Origin of the sequence: Anaerophaga thermohalophila str. Valhall (assembly GCF_000250735.1) — a bacterium.
Taxonomy (GTDB): domain Bacteria; phylum Bacteroidota; class Bacteroidia; order Bacteroidales; family Marinilabiliaceae; genus Anaerophaga; species Anaerophaga thermohalophila_A.
On sequence record NZ_AHZV01000020.1, the window covers coordinates 1 to 3303 of the forward strand.

Sequence of the window (3303 nt, forward strand, 5' to 3'; positions counted from 1 at the left end):
AAAAAGCATCTCTATTGCCAAACTCTTTGTTGTTTTAATTTTTTGCATCCTCTTTAACAACAAGTTAACTTCGATAAAAAAATTTCAAAACGCCTTGATTTTGACAAAAATATGCTTTTTATGCCACACTCATTTTTATCAGCAACAGCAAATCACCACTATTGACTATTGACTATTGACTATTGACTATTGACTATATTCCCTTATAATGGAATATTCCCATGCTTGCGTGGTACTTTCTCCTCGTATTTATTTTCCAGAAGGCCAAAGGCCGAGATCAGAACCCGCCGGGTATCTACAGGATCAATCACTTCATCAATAAATCCCTTCTCTTCAGCAATAAAAGGATTGGCAGTTTGCTCTTTGTAATCCTGTACCAGTTTCTTCTTCAGGGCTTCGGGGTCATCGGCATCAGCCAATTCTCTGCGATTCAGAATTTTCACTGCCCCTTCGGGCCCCATTACAGCCACTTCGGCTGTCGGCCAGGCAAAATTGAAATCACCTCCCATGTTTTTGCTGTTCATGACGATATATGCCCCACCATAAGCTTTGCGTAGAATCACGGTAATTTTAGGCACGGTTGCTTCCGAAAAAGCATAAAGCAATTTTGCACCATGCATGATAATTGCATTGTGTTCCTGATTGGTCCCGGGCATAAATCCGGGAACATCTTCCAATACCAAAAGGGGAATATTGTAGGCATCACAAAACCTGACAAAGCGGGCTGCCTTGCGCGAAGCATTAATATCAAGAGTTCCGGCCATCACTTTGGGTTGGTTGGCAATAATACCTATTACCTGATTATCCAGGCGACCAAAACCAGTCACGATATTTTGGGCGTGATTTTCGGCCACTTCAAAAAAGCTGTTTCTGTCGACGATGCGATTAATAATATCTGTTACATCGTAAGGTTTGCCCGAATCTTCGGGAAGCACCAGTGAAATATTATTCATTTTAAGCGGCTCTATCTCTTCCATACTGCTCACAGGCGGATGCTCCATGTTGTTTGAAGGCAGATAGGTAAATAATTTCTTTACTCCCAGAAGACAATGCTCTTCATCTGAATAAACAAAATCGGCCACTCCCGAGGTGGTAGAATGCACATCGGCTCCACCAAGCTCTTCAAATGAGACCTCTTCATTAAGCACTTCTTTCACAATTTGAGGACCGGTAACAAACATGTGAGAAGTATTTTTAACCATAAACCGAAAATCTGTCAGTGCAGGAGAATATACTGCTCCCCCGGCTGCCGGCCCTAAAATCACTGAAATCTGAGGCACTACACCTGAAGAGGCAACATTGCGTTTAAATATTCCTGCATAGCCTGCCAGACTTGCAATGCCTTCCTGTATGCGGGCACCCCCCGAATCGATTAACCCGATAATGGGATGTCCCATTTTCAGTGCCAAATCCTGTACTTTCTGAATCTTTGTGGCATGCACATATCCCAATGAACCACCCAGAAAATTAAAATCCTGTACATAAATAAGCACTTTGCGTCCGCTGATAGTACCATAGCCGCAGATCACACCATCCCCAAAAATATCTTTACTCTGATCCAACGGCTTAACAAAAGCATCGATTTCATGAAAGCTATCTTCGTCCAAAAGTAACTCAATTCTTTCCCTGGCCGTCAGTTTGCCTTTGGAATGCTGTTTGGTAGAATAGTCGCCCCCATATTGTTGTTCCAGTTTTTCCTTTCTGGAATAAAACTTCCGGTAAGGCAATCTGTTGTCCTGCATAATTTCCATAATTTTAATTTATGAGTTCGCTCCTAAAAGTTTCGGTCAGGAGCATCATTTATCATCCCCATCATTTAAGGGTGCATAATGAGTATCAAGATTATATGGTTCATCTCATTTCTAAAAACCTAACGGTTTATTTTCTTATGGTTCCCGGTTTTTAATAACCAATTTAGCGGTTTAATGTTTATTTACAAAATCGGAAGAAGTATGAAAACGAAGCTGCAATAAAATAAACCGGTAAGGATGAACAAAGACAATATGAAACCAACACATAAATGATGCCTTGAACACCCATTTGTTTCGACATGTATTTTAACCTAATTATTTTATCCGGCAGCTTCGTTTTGCAGGAAGGGAAGGATTAATAAAAGCTCATTCTCTTATTCGTGGCAGACAAATCCCGCTTTGCTATAAAGCATTTTCTGCTTCAGATGCAAAAGGCCGGTGAGAATGAGCTTCACGCACTTCTTTAGCTGCCTTAATCATGTTGACCAAAGCAGGCTTCACTTCGTTCCATTTACGGGTTTTCAATCCACAATCGGGATTGACCCACAAATTTTTTGCAGGAATAAGTTTCATTGCTTTTTCAATAAGTTCTCTCATTTCTTTAACCGATGGTATCCTTGGCGAATGAATATCATAAACCCCGGGCCCTATTTGATTGGGATATTTAAACTCAGTGAAAGCATTTAGCAGTTCCATCTGCGAACGGGAAGTTTCAATAGATCGGTAACTAAAAATGGCTCATCTATCTGAACGTACAGGCACCCCTGATTTTGTAATTCCTTTAAAACAGAAATATAAAGTGGAAGCAGTTGATCAATAAGCGCCAGACGATGAAAGCCCTCTTCTTTTTCCTTGCCCAACAAAAGATAGCTCACAGGGCCGATAAGAACAGGCTTGGGATGTTTTACGCCCGCTTGAATTGCTTCATTAAATTCATCTACAACGTGCGAATTTTGCAATTCAAACTTTTGGTTTTTAGTGAATTCAGGAACCAGATAATGATAGTTCGTATCGAACCATTTGGTCATTTCCATGGCGATAATGTCGAATCCGTCTTTCTGGTATCCTCTGCACATCGCAAAATAAAGGTCTGTTTCAGAGAGGATTTCTTTTAGCGGGTCAAAACGTTCCGGAATTGCACCAAACATAAGTGAATGATCCAGCACCTGATCGTAAAATGAAAAATCGTTACAGGGAATAAGATCAATCCCGCAGGTCTGTTGAAGCGTCCAGTTTTTGATCTTTTCTTTTTTGCCGGCATGGAAAAGTTCCTGTAAATTGATCCGGCCTGCCCAATAATTTTCACGGGCCTTTTTCAGTTCTCTGCCGGCCCCGATACGCGGATAGCCTAAATTTTGTGTAAGCATACGTCAATTAATTAAGTGATTAAAAAAGTATGCTCACGCGGTCATACAGCCAAACAGCTGCCTAGTAATTGTGAAGGAGAGATTCCTTGATAATTGCTTTGTGCCGCGAAAGCAAAAATTATCCAACAGCATTAAGACAGGCCTCCTGGCTTGTCCCCCCCTGCAACGCCTTCCCATTCTTTTAA

At 41.1% G+C, this 3303-nt stretch carries 3 protein-coding genes; all 3 read right to left on the minus strand.

Annotation, left to right across the window (positions count from 1 at the left end; translation table 11 throughout):
* Window positions 1-203 precede the first annotated feature (203 nt).
* Window positions 204-1742: an acyl-CoA carboxylase subunit beta gene (locus tag OQ5_RS0100770; protein WP_255297327.1), complete on the minus strand. Its 1539-nt coding sequence runs from the start codon at window positions 1740-1742 to the stop codon at window positions 204-206.
* Window positions 1743-2153: 411 nt separating this feature from the next.
* A complete protein-coding gene (locus OQ5_RS21825; RefSeq protein WP_016775662.1) occupies window positions 2154-2447 on the minus strand; it encodes a hypothetical protein in 294 nt (97 codons plus the stop codon).
* Complete coding sequence (locus tag OQ5_RS19870) at window positions 2435-3118, minus strand: hypothetical protein (protein ID WP_016775663.1); 684 nt, start codon at window positions 3116-3118, stop codon at window positions 2435-2437. Before OQ5_RS19870 ends, OQ5_RS21825 begins: the two co-directional genes overlap by 13 nt.
* Window positions 3119-3303 lie beyond the last annotated feature (185 nt).

Coding starts and splice junctions, on each gene's coding strand:
- OQ5_RS0100770 (WP_255297327.1), bottom strand. CDS start 1,742: ATGCAGGACAACAGATTGCCTTACCGGAAGTTTTATTCCAGAAAGGAA.
- OQ5_RS21825 (WP_016775662.1), bottom strand. CDS start 2,447: ATGGAACTGCTAAATGCTTTCACTGAGTTTAAATATCCCAATCAAATA.
- OQ5_RS19870 (WP_016775663.1), bottom strand. CDS start 3,118: ATGCTTACACAAAATTTAGGCTATCCGCGTATCGGGGCCGGCAGAGAA.